Origin of the sequence: Bathymodiolus azoricus thioautotrophic gill symbiont, from assembly GCF_001298715.1 — a bacterium.
Classification (GTDB): domain Bacteria; phylum Pseudomonadota; class Gammaproteobacteria; order PS1; family Pseudothioglobaceae; genus Thiodubiliella.
Map to the genome: position 1 here is coordinate 1 of NZ_CDSC02000066.1, position 4,510 is coordinate 4,510.

5 protein-coding genes and 1 pseudogene are annotated in these 4,510 nt (G+C 39.6%); 1 reads left to right on the forward strand and 5 read right to left on the reverse strand.

Going from position 1 to position 4,510, the window contains the following annotated elements; all coding sequences use genetic code 11:
• The first annotated feature begins 124 nt into the window (after positions 1-124).
• Complete coding sequence (queE, locus tag BAZSYMA_RS01300) at positions 125-763, forward strand: 7-carboxy-7-deazaguanine synthase QueE (RefSeq protein WP_195910038.1); 639 nt, start codon at positions 125-127, stop codon at positions 761-763.
• Positions 764-793: 30 nt separating this feature from the next.
• Here the strand turns inward: queE and BAZSYMA_RS01305 are convergent, their stop codons facing one another.
• The 5 genes and pseudogenes from BAZSYMA_RS01305 to BAZSYMA_RS01325 form a co-directional block, all read right to left on the reverse strand.
• A complete protein-coding gene (locus BAZSYMA_RS01305; RefSeq protein ID WP_090714781.1) occupies positions 794-1,288 on the reverse strand; it encodes an Hsp20/alpha crystallin family protein in 495 nt (164 codons plus the stop codon).
• A gap of 80 nt (positions 1,289-1,368) precedes the next feature.
• A complete protein-coding gene (locus BAZSYMA_RS01310) occupies positions 1,369-2,892 on the reverse strand; it encodes a SulP family inorganic anion transporter (RefSeq protein ID WP_090714783.1) in 1,524 nt (507 codons plus the stop codon).
• 33 nt (positions 2,893-2,925) lie between these two features.
• Entirely contained in the window at positions 2,926-4,023 is a 1,098-nt protein-coding gene (gene aroC / locus BAZSYMA_RS01315) for a chorismate synthase (RefSeq protein WP_090714786.1), read from the reverse strand.
• Between the two features lie 14 nt (positions 4,024-4,037).
• A pseudogene (locus tag BAZSYMA_RS01320) lies at positions 4,038-4,274 on the reverse strand (GFA family protein); the annotation flags it as partial.
• Between the two features lie 25 nt (positions 4,275-4,299).
• Positions 4,300-4,510 (reverse strand): transposase (locus BAZSYMA_RS01325; protein ID WP_143243049.1); only part of this gene is annotated, 211 nt, incomplete at its 5' end.

Consider the following 4,510-nt stretch of genomic DNA (forward strand, 5'->3'; position numbering starts at 1 on the left):
ATAAGATATTTAGATTTAGCTTTGTGAGTGATGTAGACAGATACCTATTTTTCTTTTATAAAATATTACAAGTTGTATTAATTTACGAAATGATTAAATCTTTTAGAAAATTCTCACGCACATTATGAATACTGAACTTAATATTAACGAAATCTTTTATTCCTTGCAAGGCGAAGCACGAGAAGTGGGCTTGCCTACCGTGTTTGTACGCCTCACAGGCTGCCCACTCAGATGCAGTTATTGCGATACTGAGTATGCCTTTAAAGGTAACAATCCGCTTAGTATTGACACCATACTCACTGAGGTTAAAAAGTACAATACTAAGTTTGTCTGTGTCACAGGCGGCGAGCCTTTAGCACAAATTAATTGCTATGTTTTGCTGGATAGGCTGGTTAAAGAAAATTATCAGGTGTCATTAGAGACTAGTGGCAGTATTGATATTGCCGATATTAATCCAGATGTATCCATTGTGATGGATATTAAAACTCCCTCATCAAACGAATCGGATAAAAACCTATACGACAACATAGAAAAATTAGAAACCAAAGATCAATTAAAGCTCGTCATCGGCTCAAAGGCTGATTTTGATTGGAGTGTGAAACTTTTAAGCAAATATCCAACGCAAGCAGAAGTGTTGTTTTCCTCTGTTTTTGATGCTATTGAGCCTGCCCAGTTGGCACAGTGGATCTTAGATGGGCAGCTCAATGTGCGTTTGCAAGTGCAACTGCACAAGCTCCTTTGGGGCGACGAAAAGGGCAAATGAAGAAAGTCAGGCTTTCTTTGCTTTTTCCTTTTATTGGATAGTTATTTTTCTAGTCTGAGGCTTGGGTTTGTCAAGTTTTGGGATTGATATCTTTAATACACCTTCTTTGAACTCTGTCATAATATTGTCCGCATCGCCATCTTTGGGAATAGAAATGACTTGCGAGAAATAGCTTGATGAGCTTCTATTGCCACTCTTTGAATTTTGTTTGGCTTTGATAATCAAGTTGTTTTTATCAGTCGAGATGTTAAAGTTGACTTTATCAATGCCTAGGGTTTTAATCTTGACAACATAATGATTAGATGCCTTATCAAAGTACTGCTTTGAATAAGTGTTAACAGCGTGAGCATCGTGTTGAAGTTCATTCATTTGATGGTTAAATTGTTGGAATTGATGATTAAAGTCACGCCAGAAATTTTGGTTAAATGTGGGGTGGTGATTAAAGAAATTTGGCTGATGAGATCCATGTGTTGCGTTAAGCAATGTTGATGTTAGTAATATAGTTATCGCTAATGTTTTTTTCATATTTTTACCTCCAAATGGTGTTTTTTTATATTTTTATTTCCAATATTTATTATATGGATATTGAGTTAAAATTTCAAGTGCTAAGCTAATTTGTCATCTGCTATATGGTAGGTAGGATCTTCTAAAACATTGACTTCTACTAAGTTTTTTGCGGTTTTAAGTAGCAATCGACACTCAGCACTTAGGTGTTGTAGGTGCAATGTTTTGCCAATGCGTTTATAGCGTATAGCCAATTTATCAATTGCTTGAATGGCTGAGTGGTCTAGCACTCGAGCATTGCCAAAATCAATGTAGACATCATTGGTGTCTGCTTTAGGGTTAAATAATTCTTGAAAATGCTCTTTTGAGGCAAAGAACAAAGTGCCGTGCACCTCATAGACATTATTGCCTTTATCATTTTGATGTTGTTTAACAAAAATCTTGCTGGCTGACTCCCAAGCAAAAGACAAGGCAGACAGAATAACACCAACAATCACTGCTAATGCAAGGTTGTCAGTCAACACAGTAATAACAGCCACCGAAATACCAGTAACAATGTCTAATGCAGGTATTTTGCCAAACAAGCTTAGCGTGCACCATTCAAAGGTGCCAATCACCACCATAAACATTACACCGATCAATACTGCAATTGGAATCATCTCAATGTATTCAGACAGATAAAGGATGAATAATAGCAATGCAACTGAAGCAACAATACCTGACAAACGACCACGACCGCCAGATTTAATATTAATAATACTTTGGCCCACCATTGCACAGCCACCCATGCCACCAAATAGACCTGTTAGTGTATTTGCCACACCTTGACCAACACTTTCTCGATTTGGCTGCCCTGTGGTTTCTGTAAGGTCATCAACTAAGTTCAAAGTAAGCAAGCTTTCAATTAAGCCGACTAACGCCATGGTAAGCGCATAAGGGAAAATGATTGTTAGTGTTTCAAAACTAAACGCCACATCAGGGATGTGAAAAGCAGGAATACCACCTTTAATAGAAGCCACATCACCCACTGTGCGAGTATCAAGTCCAAGCCAAATCACCGCTAAACTACCAACGATAACTGCCACCAAAATTTCAGGCACGACTTTGGTAAATTTTGGTAATAAATAAATAATTGCCATTGTAGCGGCAATAATGGCTAGCATAATCATTAATGGCTCGCCAGTAATCCATGCATCGCCGATTTTAAATTGTTTAATTTGTCCGATAAAAATAACCATCGCAATACCGTTTACAAAGCCCAAAAACACAGGGTGTGGCACGAGACGAATAAATTTACCAAGTTTGAGTAAGCCAAAAGCAATTTGAATAAGGCCTGTGAGCACTACTGCAGCAAATAAATACTCCACACCATGAACTGCCACCAGTGTGCCAATCACTACAGCAATCGCACCTGTTGCACCAGAAATCATACCTGGGCGACCACCGATAATCGAAGTAACCAAACCAATGGTAAAAGCAGCATACAAACCGACTAATGGACCCACACCAGCCAGTAGAGCAAAGGCAACCGCCTCTGGCACTAAGGCAAGCGCAACGGTTAACCCTGATAGGATATCATTTTTTGGATTAATAGAGATGTATTTGTTGATTAGAGAAAAAAGCATTTTTCCTTCCTTGTATTAATGGTTGTTATATTTTTATTTACTTGCAGGAACAGCAGGCGTAGATGATTTCACCCCTGTATTCTGCGCACGCTGGCGCATCACATGGTCCATCAGCGTAATTGCCAACATTGCCTCAGCAATTGGCGTGGCACGAATGCCCACGCATGGGTCGTGACGACCTTTGGTAATGACCTTTGTTGGTTTGCCATCTTTGTCGATACTGCCGATTGGAAGGCGTAAGCTTGAAGTTGGTTTGAGTGCGATAGAAACTAACAAATCTTGTCCAGAACTAATGCCACCAAGTGTGCCCCCCGCATTATTAGATGCAAAACCCTGCGGGGTAATAGTGTCACGATGCTGTGTGCCTTTTTGGGTAATACAGTCAAATCCAGCACCGATTTCTACGCCTTTAACGGCGTTAATGCTCATCATTGAATGCGCAACATCAGCTTCTAATCTGTCAAAAATTGGCTCCCCTAATCCAACTGGCATATTGCTGGCAACTATGTTGATACGCGCACCAATGGAATCCCCTGATTTTCTTAAAGCGTCCATGTACTCTTCAAGTTCTGTCACTTTACTCACATCAGGGCAGAAGAAAGGGTTGTTATGCACTTCATTCCAATCCAATGTTTCTGTTTTAATGGGTCCTAACTGCGCAAGATAACCTTTAATTTCAATACCAAATTCTTGTTTTAAATACTTTTTAGCAATACCGCCACAGGCAACACGCATCGCTGTCTCACGCGCAGAAGAGCGCCCTCCACCACGATAATCACGAATGCCGTATTTTTGTTCGTAAGTGTAATCCGCATGACCAGGGCGGAAAGTGTTGGCGATATTGCCATAGTCTTTAGAGCGTTGATCGGTGTTTTGAATGATGAGTGCAATCGGTGTGCCGGTAGTTTTGCCTTCAAAAGTGCCTGATAAAATTTTTACCAGGTCTTCTTCACGACGCTGTGTTGTGTGGCGTGAAGTACCTGGCTTTCTTAAATCCAAGTCCCCTTGTAAGTCAGCCTCAGAAAGTGCCATATTAGGCGGGCAACCGTCAACAATACCTATCAGTGCTTCGCCATGTGATTCACCAGCAGTGGTTACTGTGAATAATTTGCCAATACTATTGCCACTCATTTGCCACTCCTAATTTACCATTCTTTGTGTTGCGGAATATCATCACAGATAGTATCCCAGCTTGCTTTTGATTGAGTAAAAATATGTTTTTCAATGGCTTCATCAACATCAGTTGTAATTGTCCCTAGTCTAACCCTTGTGTAATCAGGGTTATTTTTAAGTTTTGCCATAATTGGCGCACCGCAAGATTGACAAAAGAATCGGCTTTTATTGTCATTTTCTTTAAATTCGGTTAGGTTATTCTCACCTCTTAAAAATTTAAAGTTTGGGACTAACTTATATTAACACCAACATCTTATAAGACAGTCTATTACCACTAAATCCAAACACAATTGAATCAATTCTATCCAGTGTCGATCGTTTGACATTACCATCATTCAACCTAAAAACAAACTCATCAACATAACGCCCGATATGTTTATCTGAAAAATGATGAAATACACCATGATAACCGCGTTTTAATAACGCCCAAACACTCTCAATGCCA